Here is a 26,673-nt window from a genome sequence, read left to right as displayed (position 1 = left end):
GGACTGGTGGCAGACCGAGGATTACAGGCCTGCCGCTTTGCGCAACGCTTCGTTCATGCGCGTCTGCCAGCCATCACCACCGGCCCTGAAACGGTCGACAACATCGGCGTCGAGGCGCAACTGTACCGCACGTTTGGGTCGCGCAAGCGGCGGTCGGCCAACTTTGCGGCGCGAAGCGGCATCGGTCGGCTGCGCATCCGGATCGGCCTCGGCGGCGGCAGTGATCGCAGCATCTTCCTCGTCGGTCCTCGCGCCAAGCGCCTTTCTGGCGAGCCCCAAAGCATCAGCGCGCGACTGCTTTGGGGGAGTAGCCTCGCGGCGCACGATCGTCTTAGAGGTTTTCGACATAGTCCGTAATCTCCTGTCTCGTTGCCTTGCGTAGCGAAATTACGCGGATCGCATGGCTTCGCTCGACATAGACCATCACAAAAACGCCAGCCTCGATCAGACCGATGGCAACAAGACGATCCTCGCCAAAATCCTCGCTGTCATCGAGCCGGATAACGGCATTGGCGAAATCGAAGGACGGAGCGATCGCGAAATCCACGCCATGCTTGGCCCTGTTTGTCTTTGCCTTGTTTCATCCCACTCGAACAGCATCGCCGTCGGGGCGCTCCATAGGTTATTGTATACACAAAAATAGAGCCAAGTTCAACAATTTTTGTATATACGATAACCTTCCTCGACATCAAGCTGAACCGCCGACATCAAGCGCGGGAGGGCGTCTCTTCGAGCTCGGCCGCCTTGGTGCCGATGGTCATGGCGTTGCCGCGCCAGTCGACGGCCCCGCCCAGCCAACCGCGCATCCAGATCGCCGGCAACATCAGGTCGCGTGCGATCATCGCGGTGACGATGCGCGGCGACAGATACCAGCCCTTTGCCGAGGCGAGCATGCATTCCGGCAGGTAGGCGAGCGCCAGCACGCAAAGCGCTGTCATGGGCAGGCTGACGCCGGCGCTGGCCGCGGCGATCAGCGCCAGCACGAGCGGAGCCGCCACGCCGGTCAGGATCTCGGGCGCGAAGAAGAGCGGAAAGGTGACGCGGCGCAGGCGCGCCCAGCGGGCCTGGCGCGACCAGATCTCGCCCGGCATGCGCTGCCCGAGCGGCTGCTCGAAGGGCGAAGCGACGAGATTGACGCGCAGGCCGAGCCTGTTGACCAGTTTGGTCGACGCGGCATCCTCCGCGATCTCGGCGGCGAGCGCACGGATGCCGCCATTGGCGTCGAGCATCTGCTTGTTCCACAACATGCTCTTGCCCTGGGCAAAGCCGAGGCCAAGCGCCTCGCCGGCATATTGCCAGCGCGCCTGCAGCGTGTTGAGGAAAGCGCATTCGACTTCTGCCCAGAAGCCGTCGGGCCGCGAACCGATCGGCGTCGAGCAAACCAGGCCGGTGTCCCGCCGCCATGCCGCCATCAGGTGCTGGACGTAGTCTTTCGGCATCAGCACGTTGGAATCGGCGAGAATGACCCAGTCGTGGCGCGCTGCCTCCCAGCCCTTGACGCAGTTGTTCAGTTTCGGGTTGGCGCTGACGCGGTCGTCGCCGGTGAGCAGGCGGGCCGGCACGGCTGGAAAGCGGGCGATCGCGGCGCGGATCGGCTTGACCGCGGGGTCGTCGGCATGGGCGACACAAAAGATCAGTTCGTAGCGCGGCCAGTCGAGCGAGAAAGCGCGCTCAAGCGTCTCATGGGTAAACGGCTCGACGCCGCGCGCCGGGATGACGATCGACACAGGCAGCGGCTTGCCGGCCGGCGGCGCGATGGCGGCGCGCCGTTTCAGGCGCGAGCAGGCGAGCAGGATGCTGGCGAGATTTGAGGCGATGAGAGCGATCGAAAGCGAGCCGGTTATGAGAGCGAGTTCCATCGATATCCGGTCACTCCAGAAAAACCGGCCCGCTTGGCGGCCGTTTTCGACAGTTCGACAGAGCGCCCGAGTCGCCCGGCATTGCTGGTGCACACCATCACTGTCATGTGTCACTCAAATGACATTGTTTGTCGGCACCTGCCCTTCAGGGACAGCAACTCGGACGCGCACGGTTGATCGAACCGCAAAGAGCGCCGAATGTTCCACACCGGATTTGTTTTGGAGCCGCTCATGTACCGCGCCGTCACGCGCAACATCGAAGTGCAGGTCAGGCCGTTCTATCTCGAGGACCGCTCGGATCCTTCGGAAAACCGCTATGTCTGGGGCTACCAGATAACGATCGACAACCAGTCCGACGAATTCGTGCAGCTGTTGTCGCGCTATTGGCACATAACCGACGGCGCCGGCCGGGTCGAGGAAGTGCGAGGTGCCGGCGTGGTCGGCGATCAGCCCGAACTCAATCCCGGCGACAGCTATCAATACACGTCGGGCTGTCCGCTCTCGACCCCGTCGGGGATCATGGTCGGTCACTACACCATGCGCAACGAGCGGGGCGAGACATTCGACATCGCCATCCCCGCCTTCTCACTCGACCTGCCGGGGACAAGGCGGACGGTGAATTAGACGAGGCGAAATCGGCGACAGCGTCGTTCTCCCCGTCACTATACGGCGAGAAATGTCCGGCAGGAATGAGGGGCAGCGCCGCCCCTCATCCGCTCTTGGGCCCCTTCTCCCCGTAGAACGGGGAGAAACAAGAACCCTACTGAGTCGTAAATTCCGCCGGATCGAAGTCATATTGCGTCGAACAGAACTCGCAAGCGACGTGGATGCCGCCGTCCTCGGTGCTGTCCTTGATCTCCTGCGCGGAGAAGCCCTCGAGGATGCCGCGGATCTTGTCGCGGGAGCATGAGCACTGATCGGCGACGGGAACGCCGCCGAAGACCCGCACGCCATGCTCGTGGAACAGACGATAGAGCAGCCGCTCGGCGCCGATGGTCGGATCGATCAGTTCGGTCGGCTCGATAGTGCCGAGCAGCGCCAGCAATTCCTGCCAGGAATTGTCTGTGGGATCGTGGATCTCCTCGCGCGGATCGCCATCCCCGCCGGGCAGGTCAGGAACGCGCATGCGCTCGGAGGCCTGCGGCAGGAACTGCGCCAGGATGCCGCCCGCCCGCCACTGCTCGCGCGCGCCGCCGGGGCCGGGCGTCAAAAGCTTGGCGACGGAAAGCCGGAGATCGGTCGGGATCTGCTCCGACTGGCGGAAATAGGTGCGCGCGGCCTCTTCCAGGGTCTCGCCGTCGAGCTGGACGATGCCTTGGTAGCGCTGCGTGTGAGCACCTTGGTCGATGGTCAGCGCCAGCACACCATTGCCGAGCAGCGTTTGCTGCGAGGTCTCGCCGGCCGCAATCAGCGCCTCCAGCCGGTCGGCATCGAAGCGCGCATAGGCGCGCAGCGCCGAGGGCGTGGAAAAATCCGCGACCAGCATGTCGACAGGGCCGTCGGTGCGGGTCTGCAGGATGAACTTGCCCTCGAACTTGAGCGAGGTGCCGAGCAGCACCGTCAGCACACAGGCTTCCGCCAGCAACCGGGCGACCGGCTCGGGATAATCATGGCGGCCAAGGATCGCGTCGAGCATCGGTCCAAGCTGCACGGTGCGGCCGCGCACATCGAGCGGGCCGACCTCGAAGGGCACGACGTGATCATCGCCGGCGTAACCGAATTCGCCGAGTTTGGGGTGATGTTCAGCCACTTGATGGGTTTCCAGCATGACAAAGCTCCAGGGCGCGGCCATGCCGCCCTTTGGGGAGCATGCGTCTAAACGCGCTTGATTTGTGTGATGCCGCGCAGATAGGCATCGCGCCTCCGGAGATCAAGTTCCCCGGCACGTCAAGCGCCAAGACACTTCAAGTCCACTTCAGGCCCCAAGACACCAGGCAAGCACGGCCTTTTGGGCGTGGAGCCGGTTCTCGGCCTCGTCGAAGACCACCGAATGCGGACCGTCGATGACCTCGTCCGTCACTTCCTCGCCGCGATGCGCCGGCAGACAATGCATGAACAGCGCGTCGGGCTTTGCCTTGGCCATCAGCTTGGCGTTGACCTGGTAGGGCGAAAACACGTTGTGGCCGCGGGCGCGGTGCTCCTGGCCCATCGACACCCAGCAGTCGGTGACGACGCAGTCGGCCTGGTCGACAGCTTCCTCTGGCGAGCGGGTAAAGGAGAGCTTGCCGCCATGCGCCTTTGACCAGTCGACATGCTTCTGCGCCGGCTCGCTGCCTTCGGGCACCGCGACGTTGAGGTTGAAGCGGAACCGCGCCGAGGCTTCCAGCAGCGAATGCAGCACGTTGTTGCCGTCGCCAGTCCAGGCGATGGTCTTGCCGGCGACCGGACCGCGATGCTCCTCGAAGGTCATGATGTCGGCCATCAGCTGGCAAGGATGGGTATCGTCGGTGAGCCCGTTGATCACCGGGATGGTTGCATTCTCGGTCAGCTCCAGCAGCCGCTCATGCGAGGTGGTGCGGATCATGATGGCATCGACATAGCGCGACAGAACCTTGGCTGTGTCGGCGATGGTCTCGGACCGGCCGAGCTGCATCTCGGTGCCCGTCAGCATGATGGTCTCGCCGCCAAGCTGACGCATGCCGACATCGAAGGAGACGCGCGTGCGCGTCGACGGCTTGTCGAAGATCATCGCCAGCACCTTGCCTTCGAGCGGTTTCGAGCGCTCGCCCGCCTTGAGGCGCGCCTTGCGCTCCACTGCGTCGGTCAGCATGGAGCGCAGGTCGCCTTCGGAAACGGCGGAGAGGTCGGTGAAATGACGAAGTGACATCAGGAGCTTTCGAATTTACTTCGCGGCTTCAGCGGCGATGGCCTCGAACAGGGCCTTGGCGCCGGCGCGAATGCGCTCCAGCGCTTCATGGATCTCGCTGTCCGTGACGGTGAGCGGCGGCAGCAGGCGAATGACGTTGTCGCCGGCCGGAACCGCGAGCAGATGCTGGTCGCGCAGCGCCATGTTCACCTTGCCGTTGGGCATGGCGCATTTGAGGCCCAGCATCAGCCCCGTGCCCCTGATGTCCTCGATGACCTCGGGGAATTCGTCGGCCACCCCTGCCAGCCCTTGCTTCAACAACAGCGCCTTGCGCTGCACATCCGCCAGGAAGCCCTCCTCCAGCACCACGTCGAGCACGGCATTGCCGACCGCCATGGCCAGCGGGTTGCCGCCGAACGTAGTGCCGTGGACGCCCGCGGTCATGCCGACAGCCGCCTCGTCGGTGGCAAGGCAGGCGCCCATCGGGAAGCCACCGCCAATGCCTTTGGCGATGGCCATAATGTCTGGAGCGACCCCCGACCATTCATGCGCGAACAGCTTGCCGGTGCGGCCGATGCCGCACTGGACCTCATCGTAGATCAACAGCAGGCCGTGCTGGTCGCAGAGCTGCCGCAGCCGCTTCAGCGATTGTGTCGGCACCGGGCGGATACCGCCCTCGCCCTGCACCGGTTCGATCAGGATCGCCGCGGTCTCCGGCGTGATCGCTTTTTCGGCGGCGTCGATATCGTCGAAGCCGACCTGGTCGAAACCCTCGACCTTGGGGCCGAAGCCTTCGAGATATTTGTACTGGCCGCCGGCCGCGATGGTCGCCAGCGTGCGGCCATGGAAGGCGCCCTCGAAAGTGATGACGCGGAAACGCTCGGGATGGCCCTTGACGAAATGGTAGCGCCGCGCCGTCTTGATCGCGCATTCCAGCGCCTCGGCGCCCGAATTGGTGAAGAACACCTTGTCGGCGAAGGTGGCGTCGGCCAGCCGCTCGCCGAGCCGGCTCTGCCCCGGGATCTCGTAGAGATTGGAGACGTGCCAGAGCTTGGCAGCCTGTTCAGTGAGCGCCGCGACCAGATGCGGATGGCCGTGGCCCAGCGAATTGACGGCTATGCCGCCGGCAAAGTCGAGATATCGCTCGCCCTTGTCGGTAACCAGCCAAGTGCCTTCCCCATGGTCGAAAGCCAGGGGTGCGCGAGCAAAGGTCTCGAAAAGCGCCGAACCGCTCATTATATGCGTCTCCGGAACCGGAAAATCAAAAAAGCCGCCAAAGCGGCGGCCTTTGCGGCTTATCGGGTTTTTCAGCCATGAAGTCAACGAAAACGTCGCGTAGTGGCGCGCGGCAAGCCTCCCGACGGGACGCCGGCTCATAAGTGAGCTGGCAAGTTGGGGAAAACCGAAAAAACCGATTCGTGTTGCACTTCGGACTCTTGTCACCGAGTCAGCGCATAAGGTAGTTGTAGTCGGGAAATAACTAGATTTCGTGCGGCGGACCTAATCACCAGATATATGTGGTGTCTGCCCCAGCAGTGGTGCTGGGCCGGGAATGGATTCCGATTACCGTACGCTTAGCAGGAGCGCGGTCATGAATTGGACTGACGAGCGGGTCGAACTCTTGAGAAAACTGTGGTCGGAGGGTCTGAGCGCAAGCCAGATTGCTGCCCAGCTTGGAGGGGTCAGCCGCAATGCCGTCATCGGCAAGGTGCACCGGCTGAAATTGTCGGGCCGCGGGCGCGCCACGGCAGCGCCGGCACGCCAGAAGAAGACGGCGCAAGGGTCGGGCGCGCAGAAATCGGTGTCGCGCCCCGCGAGTGCGACCCGCCACGTCACGACATCGATCGGAGCAACGGCGCTGCAAGCGCAGTTCGATGCCGAGCCGGTGGCCCGCCACTATATCCGGCCGGTCGAGAATGTGGTGGTGCCGATCTCGCGGCATCTCCAGCTCACCGAACTCACCGAGCGCACCTGCAAATGGCCGAACGGCGATCCGCTGTCGGAGGACTTCAATTTCTGCGGCAACGAAGCCGCCGAAACCGGACCCTATTGTAAATACCATGCCCGCGTGGCGTTCCAGCCGGCAGCGGAGCGGCGGCGGAATAGATAAGGGACTAAGGCAGTAGGGCAGTATGTTTGAATTTGCGCTCCCGAGCGTTCTCTTAACCTACTGCCCTACTGCCCTACTGTGCCCTACTGCCCTACTGCCCTACTGCCCTACTGCCCTACTCTCACAGCCATCCATTCTTGCGAAACCGCCAGTAGAGAAAGCAGCAGATCAGCGCAATCGCCAGCAGCACCGTCGGGTAGCCGTATTCCATCTTCAGTTCCGGCATGTCGCTGAAATTCATGCCGTATATGCCCGCGAAGGCTGTCGGCACGGCCAGGATTGCCGCCCATGAGGCGAGCTTTTTGGAGATCGCCGTTTCCTGGCTCTGGCCCACCAGCAGGCTCGCCTCGAAGGCAAAGGCCAGCACTTCGCGCAAGCTGTCGATCTTTTCCTGGACGGTGCGGATATGGTCGGTCACGTCGCGAAACAGCGGGTGCATGGCTGAATGGATCTGCGGCAGGTCGGCGCTGGTCAGCCGCCGGCAGACCTCCACCAGCGGCAGTGCGGCATTGCGCAGCCGCAACAGATCGCGGCGCAGCATATAAAGGCGTTCGATATCGGGGCCGGTCATCGGCTTCAGCAGGACCCGGTCCTCGATCGCCTCGACCTCATCCTCGATCTGCTCGAGCACCGGCATGTAGTTGTCGACGATGAAATCGAGAATGGCATAGAGGACGAAATCCTCGCCCTTGGCCAGTGAATGCGGGCAGCTTTCCCAGTGCTGGCGCACCACAGCATAGGATGTCGAAGGGCCGTGCCTGACGCTGACGATGTAGCCGCTGCCCACAAACAGATGCGTCTCGCCGAAGGTGACGCGGCCCTCGATCAGCTGCGCCGTGCGGGCGACGATGAACAGCGCATCGCCATACTGCTCGATCTTTGGCCGCTGGTGCGGATGCTCGGCATCCTCGATTGCGAGCTCATGCAGATGAAATTGCGCCTGCACGCGCAGCAGAAGCTCGCGATCGGGTTCAAGCAGCCCGATCCACACCACGTGCCCCGCTTTCCTTGCCCATGTGCCGGCTTCCTCGATCGGGATGTCGGCGATGCGGCGCCCGGCTGTGTAGACGCTGGAGGCGATGACGGCCGATGTCGGCGGCGCGGGCTTGAAATCCCGGACATATTCCATCGCAGCCTCCCGAAGCACTGCCTTTGCTGGGAACCAGCAGGCTTGCCTCAGGGATAGTCTAGCGCAATACGACCAAGCGTTCGAGAAAAAGTGCGTTCACTTGACCGGCTGCGTTGCGGAAAGGCCGATCTTGTCCGTCTTGTCGCCCTTCGGCCGCTCGCTCGGCATCTGGTCGCCGGTGACGATATAGTAGATCGTCTCGGCAATGTTGGTGGCATGGTCACCGATGCGTTCGATGTTCTTGGCGCAGAACAGCAGATGCGTGCAAGGCGTGATGTTGCGCGGATCTTCCATCATGTAGGTCAGCAATTCGCGAAACAGCGACGTGTACATGGCGTCGATCTGGTCGTCGCGGTCACGTACGAAGCCGATCCTTTCGACCGAGCGCGAGGCGTAGACGTCGAGCACTTCCTTGAGTTGGGTCAACGCCAGGTCGGCCAGGGCTTCGAGGCCGCGGAACAGGCTGGTCGGCTGGCGCCCGTCGGCAACCGCCACCACACGCTTGGCGACATTCTTGCCGAGATCGCCGACCCGCTCGAGATCGGCCGAGATGCGGATCGCGCCGACGATCTCGCGCAAGTCCGTCGCCATCGGCTGGCGCCGGGCGATGATGATGATTGCCCTGTCGTCGATTTCGCGCTGGCCTTCGTCGAGGACGGCGTCGTCGCGGATCACCTTCTGGGCAAGGCCGGGATCGGCATTGACCAGGGCGGAGATCGCCTGTTCGACCATGCGTTCGGCATGTCCGCCCATGGCGGCGATGCGCTTCGACAGATCTTTCAGCTCCTCGTCATAGGCGCTGACTATGTGCACGGACTGCATGACCGGATGCCTTCCCACGGATGATCTGATTTTGAGTCGTTTCCTCGAATCCCCGCTGATACGCTAACCGGATGACAGAAAAAAGAAATGGCAGCTTGGAAACTAGGGCGGCTCAGGCCGCCGGCAAATGGACCGAGAAGGCGGCGCCCTTGCCGACTTCGGACTTGATCGAAAGCCTGGCGTTGTGGCGCGTCAGGATATGCTTGACGATCGACAGGCCAAGGCCTGTGCCCTTCTGGGTTCGACTGCTCTCGACGTCGACGCGATAGAAGCGCTCCGTGATGCGCGGAATGTGCTCCTCGGGAATGCCGGGGCCAAAATCCCTGATCGTCACGTCGATGCCCGCTTCGCCCTCGGCGTCGCCGCGCTCGATCGACACCACCACGCGGCCGCCCGACTGCCCATATTTGCAGGCGTTTTCCAGAAGGTTCTCGAAGACCTGGAACAGTTCGTCGCGGTCGCCCGGCACGTAAAGAGGGCCGTCGGCGAAATCCCGCTCGATGACGACGCCGTTTTCGCGCGCCAGCGGGGCCAGCGAATCGATGACGCTGTCGACGGTCTGGCGCAAATCGACCTCGGTCCCCGGCCGCAGATAGGGCTTCATCTCCAGCCGCGACAGCGACAAAAGGTCGTCGATCAGGCGTGCCATGCGGCCGGTCTGGTTCTGCATGATCTGCAGGAACTGCTCGCGCGCCGCCGGATCATTGCGGGCCGGTCCGCGCAGCGTTTCGATGAAACCCGATATCGAGGCGAGCGGCGTGCGCAATTCGTGGCTGGCATTGGCGATGAAATCTGCGCGCATGCGGTCGATGCGGCGCGCTTCGCTCTGGTCCTTGAACACCATCACGTAGAGATCGGTGCCGTGACCGACCGAGGAGGCACTGACCCGGTAAGTCCGCTCGACCGGCAGCCTCTCGGTGTAATCGATGACATCCGACGCGACCTCGCCCGACAGCACGCCGTCCAGAAGAGCCTGCATTTCCGGCGCCCGGAATTTCAGCGACAACGATACGCCAGGCGCGATGCCGCCAAAGGCGGCGAAGGCGGCGGCGTTGGCATGAACGATGGCCGCGGCATGGTCGAAGATGATCAAGGGGTCGGCGACGGCCGCCGCCAGATATTCGCCGGACAGGCGTTGCAGGCCGATGGCCTCGATCGCCGCGCCGCTTTCGCGGGGCTGGCGCGTGGCTCCAGCCGGCATCATCGCCGCCACCAGCAGCAAAGCCAGCGCCGGCAGCAGCACATAGGCGGAAATGCCCGCAAAGGCATAAACCGCCATGACCGCAACAAGACCGGCGACCAGCAACCATCGGCTGTTCCACAGCCGCGCGGCAAGCGCTTGCGCCATGCCCTTCTCGTCTGCGCCCTGGTCAGCCATTCGCGCCTGCGCCCCGCTCCCGGTCCGGCAATTTCGCTGGACCGGCCTGGCGCATGACGCCGAAAAATCAGAATCGATTTTCGGAAAGGATCATGCGCAAAATCCAAAAGTGCAGCGCCCTTTGCGTCTGAAGCGGCGCGCGGCACTGCAATGGCTCAATAGCACGAGTCCGTAAGCTGGAAAGGTTCGCCTCGATGAAAAAAGCCAAGGAAAACACCGCCGCGCCGACCCAGGGGCCGCTGAAGCTCAGGATCAACGGCAAGGAGCGGGAGTTCGACATCGAGAATCCGGCACTGCCGGACTGGGTCGAGGAGCGCAAGCTGACCGCGGGTGGCTATCCCTACGACAAGAAGATGAAGAGCGACGAGTATGACGAGACGCTCGAGGCCTTGCAGATCGAGCTGGTCAAGGCGCAGGCGTGGCTGCAGTCGACAGGCAAGCGGATGATGGCGCTGTTCGAGGGCCGCGACGCGGCCGGCAAGGGCGGCACGATTTTCGTCCTGCGCCAGTACCTCAATCCGCGCACGGCACGCAACGTGGCGCTGACCAAGCCGACGCCGACCGAGCTGGGGCAATGGTACTACCAGCGTTATGCGGACCACTTCCCGACCGCGGGCGAATTCGTCACGTTCGACCGTTCCTGGTACAACCGCGCCGGCGTCGAACCGGTGATGGGCTTCTGCACGCCAGAACAGCACGAGAAGTTTCTCGACGAGACACCGCACTTCGAAAGGATGATCGTCAATGACGGCATCCACTTCTTCAAATTCTGGCTGAACATCGGCCGGGAAACGCAGCTCGAGCGATTTCACGATCGCCGCCACAGTCCGCTGAAGAGCTGGAAGTTTTCGCCGATCGACATTGCCGGCATTACCAAGTGGGACGATTACACCAGGGCGCGCGATACCATGTTCGAGCGCACCCACAAGGAATTCGCTCCCTGGATCATCGTGCGTGCCAATGACAAGCGCCGCGCGCGGCTGGCGGTGATGCGGCGCATCCTCCTGTCGCTGCCTTATGACGGCCGCGACCTCGACATCATAGGCAAGGAAGACAAGAAAATCATCGGCGAAGGGCCGTCATTCCTGGCAAAACAGGACTGACGGTGCCTGCGCCACGCGGCACTGGACCGCGTGGCGCAACGCCTTCGGCGCGACGCTCAGGCCGCCAACCGGGCAATCCGCTGCAGCCGCCGCAGCGTGGTGTCGTCCTGCAGCGCCTGCTGGAACAGCGAGATCTCCTGATCGATGCGTTCGCAAAGTTCCGCGGGGTTCCCCTTGAGCAGGCCCCGCGTCTGCAGCAGCGCGGCGACCGGCTTCCTGGCGAGCTGCCTTGCCCGGCCGAGGGTTGCCTCCTCGACGCTGCCTTCGGAGACAATCTCGGCGACCAGCCCGAGCGCCCTGGCGTCGTCGGCGCGCAGCGTGTCGCCGAGGCAGAAAAAGCGGAAGGAGCCGGCGTAGCCGAGCTTCTGCGGCGCCAGGATGCTGGTCGCGGCATCCGGCACTAGGCCGAAATCGACGAACGGCACCCGGAACGTGCTTTCGGCGGACGCGATCACCATGTCGCAATGGAACAGGATGGTGCAGCCAACGCCGACCGCATCGCCGTCGACACAGGCCAGTATGGGTTTGGGGAACGTCGCCAGCGTGCGGAACATCTCGGTGACGGCGGCGATCAGCTTCTGGTGCTTGGTAGCGTCGAGAAATTCGGAAAAATCGCCGCCGAGGCAGAAGCAGCCCGCCAGACCGCGCAGCACGACGACACGCACATCGTCATTGTCGGCGGCTTCGTGAAATGTCCTGGCCAGGCTTTCATAGGCCCTTCTGTCGAGCACCGGCCGGCCGTCGGTCGACGAGACCGTGACGATCAGCGTGTGGTTGCGCAGTTCGGGTTGCGGGTGCGCGTTCATGGCCGTTTCCGATCTCATGACGCCCGCCTTTGCCCGAACATATCGGGATATCCCCTGGCCAGAACGGGAGCGTGGTGATTGCGGCGCGAACGCACCACATCCAGCGTGTGCTCATTAAAGGTGAGCAGCGTCGCGACGACCTGCTGGTTGCCATAGGTGCGCTGATAGCCCAGCGGCGTGGCCAGGAAATGCAGCTGCAGCGCGCGCAGCACCCACATCGGCTCGAACTCGATGATCACCTTGTCGACGCCGCGCTTCAGCCCCCACTCGACGAAGCCGGCAATGAGCTCGGTACCGACGGTCGAAACGCCTCGGCGGCCGTCGCGAAAGCCGGGAGCGACCGCATAGCGGGTCAGTTCCCAGATGTTCGGACCCGACGGCGGCGTTCCCACGGAAAGATCGGCCAGCACCTCCGTTAGCAGATGCGGCCGCGTGGTCGGCAACATCCTCTGATAGCCCGCGACCTCGTTGCCTCTGATGACGATCTGATGCACCGCTTCGTCATGATCGAACTGGTCGATCTCGAATCCATCGGGGCGCCGCAGGTCCTCCCACCCCATTTCCTCGACAAAAATCCTGTAGCGCAGCCGATGCACGGCCTCCCACAGATCGGGATGTTCCATCAGTTCTTTTGTTGTAAGGGAAAAAATCATTTTGCCGTCTCCTGTTCAAGAGGAAGATACGGCCGTGCCCTCGCAAGAAAATTACGCGATCACGTAGGCAGGAATTTCTAGGCCGACCCGGCCGACCTAACTAATATAGCCGCGCCTTATCGCTTCAGCGACTGCCTGTACGCGGTTGACGGCGCCGAGTTTGCTTTTGGCGTTAAGGAGGTGTTTCTCCGACGTGTGTTCGGAGATGCCGAGGATTTGCGAAATCTCCCATTCGGACTTGCCGACGGCGGCCCATTGCAGGCATTCGCGTTCGCGCGGCGTCAGCTCGACATTATCGATGGTCTTGCTGGCCTTCGTGTGAAGCTGCATGGCCCGGCCCACCGCATAGGTCGACACCAGCGACACCAGACCGAACTCGGCGGCGGACAGTTCCACGGCCTCGCCACCCAGTGACACCATGACGATCTGGCCGTCGAGCGTGATGAGCGGGAAGGCCAGCCCGTCGCGCAGCTTGAACACGACGGCGTCGCCCATCACTTCGCCGCTGCTTCTGTCGATGCTAACGCCCTGGGCCGCTTCCCGCCACTGGAACGGCGCCTGCAACTGTTTCATGTGGCTGACGATCGGGTCGTGATCGACATAGTTGCGCGCCACGTAGCGCTCCAACCATTCGACAGGCCAGTCGCAAAGCAGCACATGCTGCTTTTGCTGGCCGGTCGGCGTGCCCGGTTGCGGTACGGTGCCCGCCATCAGAGCGGTCAGGCCAAAATCCGACGTTATGCCCAACAGCCTCTCGCAAACCGCAGCCGCCGTTCCGGCTTGCTGCAGGTGATCTATGTATTCCAGCGTGCGATCGAACTGACCCATCGCAACATCAAACCCCATGTTGCCTCGTTGAAATCGATGATCCGTGCCTTGTTGGCACTTCGCCACCGACCAGGGATTGCAAAGCGTTGCCTTGTGGTTGTGGTTCTCGACCCTGGTCCCCACCCGGGCAGCCACCGCTGTTTGCAAACCTGCTAAAGCATATCCTGAAATCGACGCGTTGAAATCAAAAAGCATTGTGCCTGTACTATTTTCGTACCAGAACCGATGCGAACACAGGTGCGGTGGAAGTTTATCATGGCGTTCCAGCGGAGGTCTCTCGTCCTTGCGTCGATGCTGATCGCGTCGCTGGCGTTGGGTGAGCGCGCGCGCGCGGCCGAGCCGCAGGTGCCGGTGCTGTGGGATGCCAAGGAGCGGCTACCGAAACCGGATCTCTCCGCACTGCCGCGGCTGCGGTTCCTGACCACCACCGATTTCCCGCCCTTCAACTTCCTGGACGCCGCGGGAAAGCTGTCCGGTTTCCACATCGACCTGGCGCGCGCCATCTGCGCCGAGCTCGGCATCGTCGACAAATGTCAGATCCAGGCATTGCCCTGGGCCGAGCTCGAAGGAGCGCTTGAGAAAGGCGAAGGCGAAGCGATCATCGCCGGCATCGCCGCGACGCCGCAGTCACGCCAGACATACGCCTTCTCGCGGTCCTACCTGCAATTTCCGGCGCGCTTCATCATGCCGAAGGGCGAGGCGCTGACCGAGCCGCTGTTCGCCAAGCTGCGCGGCAAGCGTGTCGGCGTGATATCAGGCTCGGCGCATGAGCGCATGCTGCGCGATTATTTCAACACCGTTCAGGTCGTCACCTTCGACAGGCCGGAAGACCTCTACGCCAACCTCAAGGCCGGCAAGATCGATGCCGCCTTCGGCGACGGCATGCGTTTCGCCTTCTGGCTGGGCGGTTCGGATGCGGCCGGCTGCTGCCGCTTTGCCGGCGGACCTTATCTGGCGCCGGAATATCTGGGTTCGGGCATGGCCGTCGCCGCCCGATCCGATGACCCGGCGCTGGCCGCCGCTCTCGACTACGCGCTGCAGGAGATTTCGCTGAAAGGCACGTTCGCCGAGTTCTACCTGCGCTATTTCCCGGTCAGTTTCTTCTGATCCGGTCCCGGTCAGCTTTTTCTGATCCGGTCCCGATCAGTTTCTTCCGGTCGGTTGAGTGTCGCCGCTCAGGTCAGCGTGCGCAGGCGCGCCTTGGCCGCACGGGCGATCGCCGCGACCGTCAGCGTGTCGAGATCGAGCTTGAGGCGAATGAGTTGGAGCACCCGCACCTCCTCCATCCGCATTTCGAGATCGACGGCCGCGACCTCGAAAGCGGCTGCATAGGCGGTGTCGCGCAGGCGCTCCGGCAGGGCCTCGGCCACGCTTGCCAGGACACCCTCCAGCCCGCCCTTTTCATGCAGCTTCTTCTGGCAGGCTTGGGCGACGCCAACCAGGCGGTCGTGGTCGAAATCCTCGAATACCGGCCATGAGCGGACGACCTCGCCGATCCGCGCCAGCTCGACATCCGTCATGTCGCGGTCGGAGGCGGAGGTGATGACCATCAGGTAGATCAGCGCTTCATGCGGGGTCGGCATTCAACAACTCCTCGATACGGGCTGCGAAGGTAGGAACGCGTTCCCTGCGCTGCAAGGAAAAAGCGCCGCGCTCGTTGACGCTCCGGTCAGGCGCGCATAGAGACCGGTTGAAAATCCTCACTTGCGGCTTTGCCGGCGTCTAATTTGGAAAACAGTGACATGGCGGGATCAAACATCATCGATCTCAATCCCGAAGTGCTGACGGCGGCGGCCGAAAGCAAGGCGTGGCCGTTCGAGGAAGCTCGCAAGATCATTGAGCGCTACAAGGGCCGCGAACTCCCGCAAACGGTGCTGTTCGAAACCGGATATGGCCCGTCCGGCCTGCCGCATATCGGCACGTTCGGCGAGGTGGCGCGCACGTCGATGGTGCGGCATGCCTTCCGCGTCATCACGCAGGACAAGGTCGCCACCAAGCTGCTGTGCTTTTCCGACGACATGGACGGCATGCGCAAGATACCCGACAGCGTGCCGGATCGCGCGGCGCTGGAGCCGCACCTGCACAAGCCGCTGTCTTCGGTGCCCAACCCTTTCGGCGGCGATTATGCGAGTTTCGCCGACCACAACAACGCGATGCTCTGCCGCTTCCTCGACACGTTCGGCTTCGACTACGAGTTCGCCAGCGCGACGCAGTACTACAAGACCGGCCGCTTCGACGCGATGCTGTTGCGCGCGGCCGAACGCTACGACCAGATCATGGCGGTGATGCTGCCGACGCTGGGAGAGGAGCGGCAGGCGACCTACAGCCCGTTCCTGCCGATCTCGCCGAAGAGCGGCCGCGTGCTCTACGTTCCCATGAAGCATGTCGATGCCAGGGCGGGCACCATCACCTTCGACGATGACGGTACCGAGACCACGCTGCCGGTTACCGGCGGCAAGGTGAAGCTGCAGTGGAAGCCCGATTTCGGCATGCGCTGGGCGGCCCTTGGCGTCGATTTCGAGATGTTCGGCAAGGACCATCAGACCAATGCGGTGGTCTATGACCGCATCTGCAACATCCTCGGCGGGCACGCGCCGGAACATTTCGTCTACGAGCTGTTCCTGGACGAGAACGGCCAGAAGATCTCCAAATCCAAGGGCAATGGGCTGACCATCGACGAATGGCTGACCTACGCGCCGACGGAGAGCCTGGGACTCTATATGTACCAGCGGCCGCGACAGGCCAAGAAGCTCTATTTCGACGTCATCCCCCGGGCCGTGGACGAATATTACACCTTCCTTGCAGCCTATCGGAGGCAGGACTGGAAGGAACGGCTGGGCAACCCGGTCTGGCACATGCACGACGGCAATCCGCCCGCCATCGATATGCCCGTGCCGTTCTCGCTGCTGCTCAACCTGGTCAGCGCCTCCAATGCGCAGAACAAGGACGTGCTGTGGGGCTTCATCTCGCGCCATGTGCGGGGCGTGACGCCGGCGACCCACCCTGAGCTCGACAGGCTGACGGGTTATGCGATCCGCTATTTCGACGATTTCGTGAAGCCGACGAAGACCTTCCGCGCGCCCGACGACGTCGAGCGGGAGGCGCTGGAAGCGTTGGATCAGGCGCTTGGCGCCCTGCCGGCGGGCTCGGACGGCGAGGCGATCCAGAATGCCGCGCTCAACGTCGCCCGCAAGGTGGAACGCTATCAGGATCATTCCAAGAAGAGCCCCGAAGGTGGTCCGGGCGTTTCGGGCGCCTTCTTCCAGATGATCTACCAGGTGCTGATCGGGCAGGAGCGCGGACCGCGCTTCGGCTCGTTCGCGGCACTCTACGGCATCGCCGAGACGCGCGGGCTCATTCAGAAGGCGTTGGCTGGTCAGCTGGCTTGAGAATGCCGCCGACCTCTTCCAAGATCGAGCCCGGCGCTTGCGGCGCCGGGGCGCGGGCGGCCGGCATCGAAGGCACGCCTGAAAGGCTTGGCGCCGATCCGAAAATGCCTTTCCTTTCGCTGCGCGCTTTTTCCCCGACTTCGACGTAAGGGCCGCCTTTGGCGGCGCGCGCCCAGCCGTTCTCGACCAGCCATCGGCCGACATCCTGCTTGCCGATCCGGCAGTCGGCGGCGATCAGGTCGCGGCCGCCTTCCGGCGGCACGGCGCAGACCACCGCCCGGCCGCGCAGGAAGGCGCGGAACGCCGTGCGCGCGCGGACGCCGCAGGGCCAGGATTTACCGTCCGAGGTGCAGGTCTCGTCCTGCCCGACAATGTCGACGCCGGAAACCGCGACAGAATAGCCCTTCGCCTCGATCAGTCCGGCGGCGGGCGCGACCGGCTGGAACAGCTTCGTCCCTTTCCAGTCGTCCGGCATTTTCGGCTTGGGCGGCATGGCCAGCGCCAGCTTGCTCAACGGCGCGCGCGGCTCCACCCGCTCCAGCTCCTTGCTGGGAAGCTCCGGCGGCGCCACGACTTGGGGATCGATCGCACGCGAGTGCGGGCTAGCGGCGGGGGGCGGCGGAGCGGCAATGGCCGATGTGGCCGGCTCCTCCGGCACACCGTCGGTGCCTGGCTGAGAGACCGTATCGGCGCTCGGATCGATCTGTTCCACCCCGACGGCAGCTTCGCCGCTCATCAGCGCGCGGCCGCCGGCGACTACCAGCGCGGCCATTCCAGGGACCATCAGAACCGCAAGGACAAGATGAGGAAGCCGCACCAGCCCGCACCCTATTGGCTTGCCCAGACGATCCGCGCCACCCATTCAACCTCGCGCATGGGAATGTCGCGGTCCGGATGATCGGGATTGAGCGAAACCAGTGCGATCGACCTGGCGGTCTGGCGATCGAGCACCTTGGCCATCACCTCGCCGCCCGTCGTCTTGACGACGACGCGATCGCCCTTGCGGATGAGGGCTGCCGGCTCGACGATGAGCACGTCGCCATTGCGGTAGAGCGGCAGCATGGAATCGCCTTGCACCTGAAGCGCATAGGAACTCTCGGTCGATTGCGCCGGCAGTTCCACCAGATCCCAGCCTTGACCGGCCGGGAAGCCGGCATCGTCGAAAAAACCGCCGGCGCCGGCCTGGGCAAAGCCGAGCAACGGAACGGCACGCCCGCGGGCGGGCATCGCGCCGTGGCCGGCCCGACCTTCTATCAGCCCGGTGAATTCGTCGAGCGAAGCGCCCGTCGCCTCGATGATCTTGGCCAGCGATTCGGTCGAGGGCCAGCGCGGCCTGCCGTCCGACGACAGTCGCTTCGACTTGTTGAAGGCAGTCGAATCAAGGCCGGCCCGCTTCGCCAGGCCGGAAGCCGAGAGCGAATACCGCTCGGCCAGAGCGTCGATGGCGGCCCAAACACGGTCATGCGAGAGCAATTCCGCTCTCCTTGCAAAAAGGAAAAAATGCCTTTCCTTTCTAGTCTTCGAATGAAGGTTTGTCCACAGACTGTGCCATCGCACCACATCTTTGCTGGCCGCGCCAATTCCGGGCTTCCAGGTCAACCGGTCCGCTTGGCCTGATCGCGCAGGTTTTGATGCGAGGCCATGAATGCCCGCTCGGCTTCGCCGGGCGGACGCGGCTGTGCGGAGCGGCCAAGCGCGGCGACGACCTCGTCAATATCGAGAAAGCGCCGGGCGTTGCGGTCGTAGACGCCGGCCGTCGTCATGATCAATGCGGCGGTCTCGCCATTGTCGAGGACGAAACGGTGCTTGCCGATAACCTGGCTGCCTTCCCAGGTCTCGATCGAAGACACCACTTCGAAACGCCGCCACAGTTTGATCTCACGCACATAGGCCGATTGCAGCCCGCCGATCATCGGCGCCCAGCCATTCGTTCTCGCCAGAGTGATGAGGCCGGCGCGGATGAAGATATCGATGCGGCCAAGGTCCGCCAGCATCATATAGCGGGCATTGTTGAGATGGCGGTTAAAATCGATGTCCGTCGGCAGGCAGCGAAAGGCCAACCGGCTTTCATCACCCATCTGGTAGGAGCCACGGCTGCCCGCCGTGGCCATCATACGCGCAAGGCGCCCCCAGACATACATTACGGCGCGGCGCGTCTTTTCGGACGCGCAAGGGACGCCGCGGCACCTTTGATTCCGACCACGCTCAGGCCGCCTGCTTCACGTCGCCCTTCGCGTAGGGGTCGAAGCGCTGGTAGAAAGTCTCGCCCTTTTCGGCCATGTCGAGCAGCAGCCTGGGCACCTTGAACTCGGCGCCGTATTTCTTCTGCAAGCCCTTTGCGATCTTGACGAACTGCCCGGCGCCGATGCCGTCGATGTAGGACAGCGCGCCGCCCGTATAGGGCGCGAAGCCGAAGGCCAGGATCGAGCCGACATCGGCCTCGCGCGGATCGGTGACGATGCCCTCCTCCATCACCCGAGCCGCTTCCAACGCGATGGTGACCAGCAGGCGCTGCTGCAATTCCGCATAGTCGACCTTCTCCGGCTTGAGCTGCGGGTAGAACTCCTTAAGGCCCGGCCACAGCTTCTTCTTGGCCGGCTTGGCCGGATAGTCGTAGAAGCCCTTGCCGTTCTTGCGGCCGAAGCGGCCGTGGTCGTCGACCATGGTGTTGATCAGCGCCATCTGCTTCGGGTCGACCGCCTTGTCGCCGAGATCCCTGATGGTCTGCTTCATGATCTTCTGGGCAAGGTCGATGGCCGTCTCGTCGGTCAACGCGAGCGGGCCGACCGGCATGCCGGCGGCCTTGGCGGCGTTCTCGATCATCGGCGCCGGAACGCCCTCGATCAACATCTTGTAGGCTTCCGACATATAGCGCAGCACGCAGCGGTTGACGTAGAAACCGCGCGTGTCGTTGACGACGATCGGCGTTTTCTTGATGGCGCGCACGAAGTCGATCGCGGTGGCCAGCGCCTTGTCACCGGTCTTCTTGCCAAGGATGATTTCGACCAGCATCATCCTGTCGACCGGCGAGAAGAAATGGATGCCGATGAAATTCTTCGGCCGCGCCGAATTCTTGGCCAGGGCGGTGATCGGAATGGTCGAGGTGTTCGACGCGAAGATCGCCGACGACTTCAGCACCGCTTCCGCCTGTTCGGTGGCGCTTTTCTTCACCGCGGAATCCTCGAACACCGCCTCGACCACGAGATCGCAGCCGGCAAGGTCGGCATAGTCCGATGTCGGCGTGATCAGCGACAGGAGCCTGTCCTTGTCCTCGGGCTTGGCACGCCCCTTCTTCACCTGATCCGAGATCAGGCCATCCGAATGGGCCTTGCCCTTCTCGGCGGACTCCATGTCGCGGTCGAGCAGCACCACCGGAATGCCGGCCCTGGCCGTGACATAGGCGATGCCGGCGCCCATGAAGCCCGCGCCAAGGACGCCGATCTTCTTGAACCTAGTTTCCGGCACGCCGGCCGGGCGGCGCGCGCCCTTGTTGAGTTCCTGCAACGACACGAACAGCGAGCGGATCATCGCCGCCGCTTCCTTGGTCTGCATGATCTCCGTGAAATAGCGCTGTTCGATCCTGAGGGCGGTGTCGAACGGCACCAACAGGCCCTCATAGACGCATTTCAGGATCCCCGCGGCGGCCGGATAATTGCCATAGGTCTCGCGGCGCAGGATGGCGATGGCCGGGGGCCACAAATTGGCGCCCGCCGCCGAATAGACCGGACCGCCGGGCAACTTGAATCCCTTCTCGTCCCACGGCGCTACCGGCTTGAGGCCGTTCCTGATCATGGCCTTCGCAGTCTCGACCAGCTTGGCCGGCTCGGCGACCTCGTGGATCAGGCCCATCGCCTTCGCCTTCTGCGGCGACAGGTTCTGGCCGGAGGTCAGCATTTGCAGCGCCTGCTGCTGGTCGGTGAGACGCGGCACCCGCTGGGTGCCGCCGGCGCCCGGGAAAATACCGATCTTCACCTCGGGGAGCGCCATCTTCACCTTGTCGGAATCGGCGGCGACGCGGCCATGGCAGGCCAGCGACATTTCGAATGCACCGCCCATGCAGGTGCCGTTGATTGCTGAAACCCACGGCTTGCCCGATGTTTCCAGCTTCCGGAACAGGCCGGTCATGGTGCCGGCGTTTTCGAATAGCGCCCTGGTGGCCTTTTCGAGATCCTTGCCCTTTTCAGCCGCGAAGGTCGTCAGCATCTTCTGGAGCATGGTGATGTCGGCGCCGCCTGAGAAGGTATCCTTGCCGGAGGTGATGACCGCGCCCTTGATGGCGGCGTCGCCCGCCACCTTGTCGACAATGGCGTTCAGCTCGCGCATCACCTCCTCGGTGAAGACGTTCATCGAGCGGTCCGGCATGTTCCAGGTGACCAGCGCAATGCCATCGGCGTCGATGTCGAGAGTGAAATTGGTGTAGCTCATCGTTTCTCTCCCCGTCAGACGCGTTCGATGATGGTTGCGGTGCCCATGCCGGCGCCGATGCACAGCGTCACCAGCGCGGTGTTCAAATCGCGGCGCTCGAGCTCGTCCAGCACGGTGCCGAAGATCATCGCGCCGGTGGCGCCCAGCGGATGGCCCATGGCGATGGCGCCGCCATTGACGTTGATCCTGTCGTGCTCGATATCGAAGGCCTGCATGTAGCGCAGCACCACGGAGGCGAAGGCCTCGTTGAGCTCGAACAGATCGATGTCCGACAGCTTCATCTTGGCGCGCTTCAACAGCTTCTCCGTGACGTCAACGGGGCCGGTCAACATCAGCACCGGCTCGGAGCCGATGTTGGCGAAGGCGCGGATGCGCGCGCGCGGTTTCAGGCCCATGGCCTTGCCGGCCTTCTTCGAGCCCAGCAGCACGGCCGCCGCGCCGTCGACGATGCCCGACGAATTGCCGGCATGGTGGACGTGATTGACCTCCTCCACTTCCGGATGCTTCTGCACCGCCACGGCGTCGAAGCCGCCCATTTCGCCGGGCATGACGAAGGAGGGATTGAGCGAGGCCAGCGACTGCATGTCGGTCGATGGGCGCATATGCTCGTCATGGTCGAGGATGGTGAGACCATTCTGGTCCTTAATCGGGATCACCGAATTCCTGAAGCGGCCATCGGCCCAGGATTTTGCCGCGCGCTTCTGGCTCTCGACGGCGTAGGCGTCTACATCGTCCCGGCTGAAGCCGTATTTTGTGGCGATCAGGTCGGCCGAAATACCTTGCGGCACGAACCAGCCGGGCAGGCCGACCGAAGGGTCCATGAACCACGCGCCACCCGAGGCGCCCATGCCGACGCGCGACATCGATTCGACACCGCCGGCAATGACGATCTCATCGGCGCCCTGGGCTATCTTGGCGGCGCCGAAATTGATGGCGTCGAGGCCGGAGGCGCAGAAGCGCGAGATCTGCATGCCGGGCGCCGAGGTCGCGTAGCCGGCCTCGAAGGCCGCGGCGCGCGGAATGACCGACCCCGCCTCGCCGACCGGGTCGACACAACCGAAGATGATGTCGTCGACAGTTGCAGTGTCGAGCCCGTTGCGGTCGCGCAGCGCCTCCAGCGTCCTGGCGGCGAGCCGCACTGCCGGCACTTCGTGCAGCGAGCCATCCTTCTTGCCCCTGCCGCGCGGCGTGCGAACGGCGTCATAGACGTAAGCTTCGGCCATTTTCCTGCTCCTTGGGTTTGCCGACCGATGCTCAGAGCGAGCGGCCGATCAGCAATTTCATGATCTCGTTGGTGCCGCCATAGATGCGCTGGACGCGGGCGTCGCGGAACATGCGGGCGATCGGATATTCATTCATGTAGCCATAGCCGCCATGCAATTGAAGGCATTCGTCGACGACTTTGCCCTGCAGGTCGGAAAGCCAGTACTTGGCCATCGACGCCGTCACCGGATCGAGACCGCCATCGATGTGGCGCGCCACGCAATCATTGTAGAAGACGCGGCCGATCGTGGCCTCGGTCTTCAGTTCGGCCAGCTTGAACTGGGTGTTCTGGAAATCGATGACCGCCTTGCCGAACGCCTTGCGCTCCTTGACGTATTCGATGGTCAGCGCCAGCGCGCGCTCGACCATGGCAATCGCGCCGGTGCCGATCTGCAAACGCTCCTGCGGCAATTGCTGCATGAGCTGGATGAAGCCTTGTCCCTCCTCGTGGCCGAGCAGGTTGGAGGTCGGCACACGCGCATCGTTGAAGAACAGTTCGGACGTGTCATTGGCCTTCAAGCCGATCTTGTCGAGGTTGCGGCCGCGCTCGAAGCCGTCGACCTCGTCGGTCTCGACGACGATCAGCGAAGTCCCCTTGGCGCCCTTGTCCGGATCGGTCTTGGTGACGACGATGATGAAATTGGCGAGCTGGCCATTGGTGATGAAGGTCTTGGAGCCATTGATCTTGTATTGGTTGCCGTCCCTCTCGGCCCGCGTCTTGACGCCTTGCAGGTCGGAGCCGGCGCCGGGCTCCGTCATGGCGATGGCGCCGATCAGTTCGCCGGTGGCGAGCTTCGGCAGCCATTTCTTCTTTTGCTCCTCCGAGCCGTAGTGGAGGATGTAGGGGGCGACGATCGAATTGTGCAGGCCGATGCCGAAGCCGTCGACGCCGACATGGCCGATGGCCTCGATGATGGCGCTCTCATGGGCGAAGGTGCCGCCTGATCCGCCATATTCCTCCGGCATGGAGGCGCAGAGCAGGCCGGCGGCACCGGCCTTCAGCCAGCTCTCGCGGTCGACCATTTCGTTCTTCTCGAACTCGTCGTAACGCGGCGCGATCTCTTCGGACATGAAGCGGTGAGCCATGTCGTAGAGCATGCCGACCTCGTCCGCCGCCCAGGCGGGCTTCGGCAGGCCAAGGATTTCGGCTGGGTTGGTCATGCGATGATCTTCCTCCCAAGGTCTGCCATCGAAATTGAAATCCGCGCACTGTCGCGGCGACCCCTCCCGGCCCTTTGGACCGCCCTCCCCTCAAGGGAGAGGGACTATTTCTAGAACGCTTCCGCCGGCAGTGCCATCAACGTATCGGCGCCACTGGAGATGCGGGCGAGACGCGTCGCGGTTTCCGGCATGATCCGCTCCATGAAGAAGCGCGCCGTCACCAGCTTGTTGTGGTAGAAGGACGACGCGCCGTTGGCGCCCGGCTTGCCTTGGGCGGCCCTGGCCATCCGCGCCCACATATAGCCGAGCGCCACGAGGCCGAAGAGATGCATGTAGTCGGTCGAGGCGGCGCCGGCATTGTCGGGCTTGGCCATGCCGTTCTGCAGCAGCCACATGGTCGCCGTCTGAAGATCGTTGAGGCTCTTCTTCAATGCCTTGGTAAAGGGGGCCATCTTCTCGTCGGCGCGGTTCTCTTCACAGAACTCGCCGACTTCCTTGAAGAACGCCTGCACCGCGCGGCCGCCGTTCAGACCCAGCTTGCGGCCGACGAGATCGAGCGCCTGGATGCCGTTGGCGCCTTCATAGATCATGGCGATGCGGGCATCGCGCACGAACTGGCTCATGCCGTGCTCTTCGATGTAGCCATGGCCGCCGAACACCTGCTGCGCCATCACGGCGTGATCGAAGCCCTTGTCGGTGAGCACGCCCTTCACCACCGGCGTCATCAGCCCGGTGTAGTCGTCGGCCGCCTGGCGGTCCCTGTCGTCTGCGGAGCGATGGGCGATGTCCGACTTGATCGCCGTCCACAGCGCCAGCGCGCGGCCGGCCTCGTTGAAGGCCCTCATGGTCATCAGGCTGCGGCGGATGTCGGGATGGACGATGATCGGGTCGGCCTTCTTGTCCGGCGCCTTCGGCCCCGACAGCGAGCGGCCCTGCAAGCGGTCCTTGGCGTAAGCGACGGCATTCTGGTAAGCAATCTCCGACAGTGACAGCCCCTGCAGGCCGACGCCGAGCCGCGCCTCGTTCATCATCGTGAACATCGCCTTGAGGCCGCCATTGGCCTCGCCCAGCAGCGTGCCTTGCGCCTCGTCATAATTCATGACGCAGGTCGAATTGCCGTGGATGCCCATCTTCTCCTCGATCGAACCGCAGGAGACGGTGTTCCTCTCATCGGGATTGCCAGAAGCATCGAGCTTGAGCTTCGGCACGATGAACAGCGAGATGCCCTTCACCCCTTCGGGCGCCCCCTCGATGCGGGCCAGCACCAGGTGGACGATGTTGTCCGCCATGTCGTGCTCGCCGGCCGAGATGAATATCTTCTGGCCCGAGATCTTGTAAGTGCCGTCGCCATTCGGCACGGCCTTGGTGCGCAGCAGGCCCAGATCGGTACCGCAATGCGGCTCGGTCAGGTTCATGGTGCCGGTCCAGGCGCCCTCGACCATCTTCGGCAGCCATTTGGCTTTCTGCTCGTCGGTGCCATGGGTGATGATCGCCGCGATCGCGCCCTGCGTCAGGCCCGGATACATCATCAGCGACATATTGGCCGACACCATATACTCGGCCACAGCGGTATGAACGGCATAGGGCAGGCCCTGGCCGCCGAACTCGACGGGCGCCGCCAGCCCCATCCAGCCGCCCTCGCGATACTGATCGAAGGCTTCCTTGAAGCCCTTCGGCGTCGTCACCGAGCCATCGTCATGGCGCACACAGCCTTCCATGTCGCCGACACGGTTGAGCGGATGCATGACGTTTTCCGCGAGCTTGGCGCCCTCGGCGAGGATCGCCTCCAGCACGTCGGGCGTTGCATCAAAAAAGCCGGGGAGATTGGAATAGCGCTGGTAGCCCAGCACCTCGTTGAGCACGAACAGCGTATCCTGCACCGGCGCCCTGTAGATCGGCATGCTCTTCTCCACCCTGCGGACCTGATCCGAAACCCCCGAATTCATGTCAGGCGGCATGCGGACCCGTGTTCAGCGGGAGATAACAAAAATTGACGTTTGCGTAAACGTCAATTCAGCCGATGCGACAAAATTTCTCCTGCACCGCAGCAAACCGCACGCGATGCAGTACATGTGTTGGAACCCTCAATGACAAAAGCCGCGTGGCGCTCGCCACACGGCTTTTTTCGATCATGGATGTTGCGCCGCAAGGCGGCGGCCCAAATCAGCCGGCGACGCTCGCCTGCGGCGCCGAGCGCTCGACCAGCATCTGCCGGACGGCAGCCATGGAGGTGCTCAACTCGCTTATGGCGTCATCGATGAGCGTGCGCTGCTTCTGGAGGCGGGCAAGCTGCTTCTCCGACTTGTCCAATGCCAGCCGCAACTGCTTGGTGTTGGAGCCGGTGGGATCATAGAGATCCATCATCTGCTTGACGTCGCGCAACGAGAACCCGACCTTGCGGCCGAGCAGGATCAGTTTCAGCCGAACCCTGTCGCGGCGCGTGTAGAGGCGGGTTGAACCGTCGCGCTGCGGGTTGAGCAGGCCCTTGTCTTCGTAGAAACGCAGCGTGCGCAGCGTCACGCCATATTTCTTGGCCATTTCGCCGATGCGGACGAGGTCCTCGCCCGAGTCAACGGATATAGTGTTGGTATTGGCCGCGGTCTCGCCGGCCGAGATAAGCTTCATGGTCACTGGCTTTCCCCGTCTGCGGCGTCGCGGTCCTGGACCAAGCGACGCCTGACTGAAAGCGGGGGCGTGCTTCCAGCCGTGGTTTCGACAAACAAATCGCAAACAGCACGCTTGATGCGCCTTTTACGTTTACGTCAATTCTATACCGATAGCCCTCTCATGACGCAAGGGCGTTGTGCGGGCGGCGCTTTATGCCGCAGCGGCCGGTTCACCGTGAACTTCGTCGCAACTTCTTAAGCTTGGTTAACGCGTTGTTTACCACGTTGGGCGAATTGTGCGCATGTCGGCTACCCGTGTTTATCCTGTATCGATT

Annotated in this window: 26 protein-coding genes; 6 read left to right on the top strand and 20 right to left on the bottom strand. The window is 63.3% G+C overall.

All coding sequences use genetic code 11. From position 1 onward, the window contains the following. Positions 1–21: 21 nt before the first annotated feature. A complete protein-coding gene (locus FJ940_RS23450; RefSeq protein ID WP_140496628.1) occupies positions 22–348 on the bottom strand; it encodes a BrnA antitoxin family protein in 327 nt (108 codons plus the stop codon). Between the two features lie 52 nt (positions 349–400). Between FJ940_RS23450 and FJ940_RS28890 the strand changes: the two genes are divergently transcribed. After that, positions 401–643, top strand: coding sequence for a hypothetical protein (locus FJ940_RS28890; RefSeq protein ID WP_246671082.1), 243 nt, complete (start codon positions 401–403; stop codon positions 641–643). 64 nt (positions 644–707) lie between these two features. Here FJ940_RS28890 and FJ940_RS23440 read toward each other — a convergent pair whose 3' ends face one another. Continuing rightward, positions 708–1,859: a ceramide glucosyltransferase gene (locus FJ940_RS23440; protein ID WP_140557635.1), complete on the bottom strand. Its 1,152-nt coding sequence runs from the start codon at positions 1,857–1,859 to the stop codon at positions 708–710. Positions 1,860–2,090: 231 nt separating this feature from the next. On the opposite strand from FJ940_RS23440, the gene apaG reads away from it, so the two are divergent. Continuing rightward, on the top strand, positions 2,091–2,483 hold the full coding sequence (gene apaG, locus FJ940_RS23435; protein WP_140496634.1) for a Co2+/Mg2+ efflux protein ApaG: 393 nt from the start codon (positions 2,091–2,093) through the stop codon (positions 2,481–2,483). Positions 2,484–2,619: 136 nt separating this feature from the next. On the opposite strand, the gene FJ940_RS23430 is transcribed toward apaG, so the two are convergent. The 3 genes from FJ940_RS23430 to FJ940_RS23420 form a co-directional block, all read right to left on the bottom strand. Then, the gene (locus FJ940_RS23430) at positions 2,620–3,651 is read right to left on the bottom strand and encodes an Hsp33 family molecular chaperone (protein ID WP_140513251.1); all 1,032 of its coding nucleotides are present in this window, start codon (positions 3,649–3,651) and stop codon (positions 2,620–2,622) included. Between the two features lie 123 nt (positions 3,652–3,774). Further along, positions 3,775–4,686, bottom strand: a complete 912-nt coding sequence (gene argF, locus FJ940_RS23425; protein WP_140550033.1) for an ornithine carbamoyltransferase — start codon at positions 4,684–4,686, stop codon at positions 3,775–3,777. Between the two features lie 15 nt (positions 4,687–4,701). Then, positions 4,702–5,901 carry an aspartate aminotransferase family protein gene (locus FJ940_RS23420; protein WP_140658068.1) on the bottom strand — a complete coding sequence of 400 codons (1,200 nt, stop codon included), beginning with the start codon at positions 5,899–5,901 and terminating at the stop codon, positions 4,702–4,704. 355 nt (positions 5,902–6,256) lie between these two features. Between FJ940_RS23420 and FJ940_RS23415 the strand changes: the two genes are divergently transcribed. Then, a complete protein-coding gene (locus FJ940_RS23415) occupies positions 6,257–6,775 on the top strand; it encodes a GcrA family cell cycle regulator (RefSeq protein WP_140496642.1) in 519 nt (172 codons plus the stop codon). A gap of 121 nt (positions 6,776–6,896) precedes the next feature. Here the strand turns inward: FJ940_RS23415 and FJ940_RS23410 are convergent, their stop codons facing one another. From FJ940_RS23410 to FJ940_RS23400, 3 genes are all read right to left on the bottom strand, one after another. Then, positions 6,897–7,904 (bottom strand): magnesium and cobalt transport protein CorA, encoded by a 1,008-nt coding sequence (locus FJ940_RS23410; protein ID WP_140580392.1) that lies wholly within the window; start codon positions 7,902–7,904, stop codon positions 6,897–6,899. Positions 7,905–8,000: 96 nt separating this feature from the next. Next, positions 8,001–8,726: a phosphate signaling complex protein PhoU gene (phoU, locus tag FJ940_RS23405; protein WP_140513249.1), complete on the bottom strand. Its 726-nt coding sequence runs from the start codon at positions 8,724–8,726 to the stop codon at positions 8,001–8,003. Positions 8,727–8,838: 112 nt separating this feature from the next. Continuing rightward, on the bottom strand, positions 8,839–10,104 hold the full coding sequence (locus FJ940_RS23400; RefSeq protein WP_140580394.1) for an ATP-binding protein: 1,266 nt from the start codon (positions 10,102–10,104) through the stop codon (positions 8,839–8,841). Between the two features lie 194 nt (positions 10,105–10,298). Between FJ940_RS23400 and ppk2 the strand changes: the two genes are divergently transcribed. Further along, positions 10,299–11,207: a polyphosphate kinase 2 gene (gene ppk2, locus FJ940_RS23395; protein WP_140580395.1), complete on the top strand. Its 909-nt coding sequence runs from the start codon at positions 10,299–10,301 to the stop codon at positions 11,205–11,207. A 56-nt stretch (positions 11,208–11,263) separates the two neighbouring features. On the opposite strand, the gene FJ940_RS23390 is transcribed toward ppk2, so the two are convergent. The 3 genes from FJ940_RS23390 to FJ940_RS23380 all read right to left on the bottom strand — a co-directional run bounded on the left by FJ940_RS23390 (position 11,264) and on the right by FJ940_RS23380 (position 13,689). Then, complete coding sequence (locus FJ940_RS23390) at positions 11,264–12,013, bottom strand: enoyl-CoA hydratase-related protein (RefSeq protein WP_140580397.1); 750 nt, start codon at positions 12,011–12,013, stop codon at positions 11,264–11,266. Between the two features lie 14 nt (positions 12,014–12,027). Beyond that, positions 12,028–12,666, bottom strand: a complete 639-nt coding sequence (locus tag FJ940_RS23385; protein ID WP_140496654.1) for an acyl-homoserine-lactone synthase — start codon at positions 12,664–12,666, stop codon at positions 12,028–12,030. Between the two features lie 96 nt (positions 12,667–12,762). After that, a complete protein-coding gene (locus FJ940_RS23380) occupies positions 12,763–13,689 on the bottom strand; it encodes a LuxR family transcriptional regulator (RefSeq protein ID WP_224647240.1) in 927 nt (308 codons plus the stop codon). A 60-nt stretch (positions 13,690–13,749) separates the two neighbouring features. On the opposite strand from FJ940_RS23380, the gene FJ940_RS23375 reads away from it, so the two are divergent. Continuing rightward, complete coding sequence (locus FJ940_RS23375) at positions 13,750–14,601, top strand: transporter substrate-binding domain-containing protein (RefSeq protein WP_140496656.1); 852 nt, start codon at positions 13,750–13,752, stop codon at positions 14,599–14,601. A 68-nt stretch (positions 14,602–14,669) separates the two neighbouring features. Here the strand turns inward: FJ940_RS23375 and FJ940_RS23370 are convergent, their stop codons facing one another. Beyond that, on the bottom strand, positions 14,670–15,077 hold the full coding sequence (locus FJ940_RS23370) for a tellurite resistance TerB family protein (RefSeq protein ID WP_140496659.1): 408 nt from the start codon (positions 15,075–15,077) through the stop codon (positions 14,670–14,672). Between the two features lie 159 nt (positions 15,078–15,236). On the opposite strand from FJ940_RS23370, the gene FJ940_RS23365 reads away from it, so the two are divergent. Beyond that, positions 15,237–16,883, top strand: coding sequence for a lysine--tRNA ligase (locus FJ940_RS23365; RefSeq protein WP_140523947.1), 1,647 nt, complete (start codon positions 15,237–15,239; stop codon positions 16,881–16,883). On the opposite strand, the gene FJ940_RS23360 is transcribed toward FJ940_RS23365, so the two are convergent. The 8 genes from FJ940_RS23360 to FJ940_RS23325 form a co-directional block, all read right to left on the bottom strand. After that, the gene (locus tag FJ940_RS23360; protein ID WP_348640414.1) at positions 16,849–17,700 is read right to left on the bottom strand and encodes a thermonuclease family protein; all 852 of its coding nucleotides are present in this window, start codon (positions 17,698–17,700) and stop codon (positions 16,849–16,851) included. The two genes, FJ940_RS23365 and FJ940_RS23360, sit on opposite strands and share 35 nt — an antisense overlap. 11 nt (positions 17,701–17,711) lie before the next feature. After that, positions 17,712–18,356 (bottom strand): helix-turn-helix transcriptional regulator, encoded by a 645-nt coding sequence (locus FJ940_RS23355; RefSeq protein ID WP_140496665.1) that lies wholly within the window; start codon positions 18,354–18,356, stop codon positions 17,712–17,714. 122 nt (positions 18,357–18,478) lie between these two features. Further along, a complete protein-coding gene (locus tag FJ940_RS23350) occupies positions 18,479–19,024 on the bottom strand; it encodes a thioesterase family protein (protein ID WP_140580400.1) in 546 nt (181 codons plus the stop codon). A gap of 64 nt (positions 19,025–19,088) precedes the next feature. Next, positions 19,089–21,308, bottom strand: a complete 2,220-nt coding sequence (locus FJ940_RS23345; protein WP_140580402.1) for a 3-hydroxyacyl-CoA dehydrogenase NAD-binding domain-containing protein — start codon at positions 21,306–21,308, stop codon at positions 19,089–19,091. Positions 21,309–21,322: 14 nt separating this feature from the next. Continuing rightward, positions 21,323–22,531, bottom strand: coding sequence for an acetyl-CoA C-acetyltransferase (locus FJ940_RS23340; protein ID WP_140523939.1), 1,209 nt, complete (start codon positions 22,529–22,531; stop codon positions 21,323–21,325). 31 nt (positions 22,532–22,562) lie between these two features. Continuing rightward, the gene (locus FJ940_RS23335; RefSeq protein ID WP_140496673.1) at positions 22,563–23,732 is read right to left on the bottom strand and encodes an acyl-CoA dehydrogenase family protein; all 1,170 of its coding nucleotides are present in this window, start codon (positions 23,730–23,732) and stop codon (positions 22,563–22,565) included. A gap of 110 nt (positions 23,733–23,842) precedes the next feature. Next, on the bottom strand, positions 23,843–25,633 hold the full coding sequence (locus FJ940_RS23330) for an acyl-CoA dehydrogenase (RefSeq protein WP_140658066.1): 1,791 nt from the start codon (positions 25,631–25,633) through the stop codon (positions 23,843–23,845). 262 nt (positions 25,634–25,895) lie between these two features. Next, entirely contained in the window at positions 25,896–26,357 is a 462-nt protein-coding gene (locus FJ940_RS23325) for a MerR family DNA-binding transcriptional regulator (RefSeq protein WP_140497287.1), read from the bottom strand. Positions 26,358–26,673 lie beyond the last annotated feature (316 nt).

The organism is Mesorhizobium sp. B2-3-7 (assembly GCF_006442695.1).
Lineage (GTDB): Bacteria > Pseudomonadota > Alphaproteobacteria > Rhizobiales > Rhizobiaceae > Mesorhizobium.
The sequence above is the reverse complement of the archived record's forward strand: the minus strand, read 5'-3'. Positions and strand labels throughout refer to the sequence as shown.